This is a genomic window from Blautia sp. MSK18_10 (genome assembly GCF_020553185.1).
In the GTDB taxonomy this organism is placed as follows: domain Bacteria; phylum Bacillota; class Clostridia; order Lachnospirales; family Lachnospiraceae; genus Blautia_A; species Blautia_A wexlerae.
The window spans coordinates 1-1,700 of record NZ_JAJCGT010000100.1 but is presented as its reverse complement, the minus strand read 5'-3'; the positions used below and the strand labels follow the sequence as shown (position 1 = coordinate 1,700).

1 protein-coding gene is annotated in these 1,700 nt (G+C 36.5%); it reads right to left on the bottom strand.

Annotated elements, in window-relative coordinates:
- Positions 1-181: 181 nt before the first annotated feature.
- A complete protein-coding gene (locus LI074_RS16960) occupies positions 182-1,459 on the bottom strand; it encodes an IS4 family transposase (protein ID WP_227219490.1) in 1,278 nt (425 codons plus the stop codon).
- Positions 1,460-1,700 lie beyond the last annotated feature (241 nt).

The following is a 1,700-nucleotide window of genomic DNA, read 5'->3' as shown; positions in this document are numbered from 1 at the left end:
TGAACCAATGGTATTTAGATAAATAAAGCATATTCCGGAGATTACTTGACATTTAAAAAGAAATGCCTTGAAAAATTTATGAAATATGAAAATGGTTAAATTCTTGTTCGTTTTGTCAACGACAAATAAGCAGATTTTCATCTGCTTGAAAAAGTGATATACTATCAGTTGATGATACTGTTTAGGAAACACGGTATATCAGATATTTGGGTTTTCTGAAATGAGCCGTTTTAAGTCTTGGGAATTGTCGATCGCAGCGGATCGGGACTAATTCCTTTTGTAACAGTGCCATCACATTTATGGAATCTGTCTCCGTGTGGAGACGGAGATAGATTCTGCATATATGTGCAGCAAGCGTAAAGTTTACTTTATAGGAATATTTACGTTTCCCATGAACGACTACAGTATGAGCAACAAGAAGTTCCGTGGCATTATAAGCGATAAACTTCGCCCATATTTCCTGTTTTATAAAATCAGGTTTATAGCTGTGATAATGACTTAATCCAATCGTATATTTCAATTTTCGAAAAGAGGATTCGATCCCCCATCTGGAATTATAGATTTCTTTAAGCTTTTCAACAGGAAAGTTTTTTTCCGGAAGATTTGTCACAAGGCATTCATAAGTATCTTCTGATATTGGAAACCGTACGATCCGAAAAGTCAGATCATAAGTATCTTCTGAGCCATATTTTATGTAGTCAAAAGAAGCTGCCTGGTCAACATATCTTCGGTAAAAACCATCTTTGATTTTTATAGATTTACGATGGGATCTCGTAAGAGTTACGTCAACAGTTATATCAAATGTATCAGAATCCGGAAAAACAAAGTTCCCAATCAACCCTTTGCTTGTAATGTCTTTTGTACGAAAAACAAAATACTGTTCTTTTTCGATCACGTGAGCCATGTTGTTATAAGAGCAATACCCTCTGTCCCCGATAAAAATAGTTCTTTGATCCGGGTGAGGGATATGTCTGTCTACAAGCTGGCAAAAAGCAAGGAACTCATCTTTTTTGTGTGCAGACTGAAGAATGGCATCGGTATAGATCCGTTTATTTATGTCATAAAAGGCATTAATGTGTATGCTGTAAAAGCCGGAGGCAGAATGTCCTTCTGAGATAAAATAATCATCAGACGAATACTTTGAAAAGCTGAAAAAAGAAGTAGTAGAACCATCAGCAGCAATGTATTGATACTGCTGTTCCTGCTTTGAAAGTTCAAGCTTTTCGGAAGAAGAAGTAAACTCATGGAATACAGCTTCCAGAGCCTCTGGCATCATTTGGGAACGCCTTTGATTTAGGGCAGATATAGAAGGGAGATCCTCTGACATTTGAAAGAAATCCAGAAATTCGCATTTCGTGGATGAAGCGCCTTGAGAAATAAGGAACGAAATAACATGATCTGGGGAAAGTTTTCGTATACGAGAATAATCGCGTCCCGGATTATAAACAAAGGAATCCATATGCGATGTAACCGTTGCTATAGAATGCTTAAGAGTATCTTTAAGTTTTAAATGGAACATAGGTATGTGCCTCCTGAATTAGAAAAATTTTAATTTCTAATTCAAAGGCCGCTCTCATTACCTCACAATAATATCAGTAATGAGAGCGGCCGCAGATTCCAGCTTAAAAGTCAAGGCTTTTGTAATCTTTTTGTTAGACCCTTAAGACTAACTAAGGGTATAGATTATCTAAATACCATTG

Excerpts from the sequence above, each read along its gene's own strand:
- LI074_RS16960 (WP_227219490.1), bottom strand. The coding sequence starts at position 1,459 with ATGGATTCCTTTGTTTATAATCCGGGACGCGATTATTCTCGTATACGA.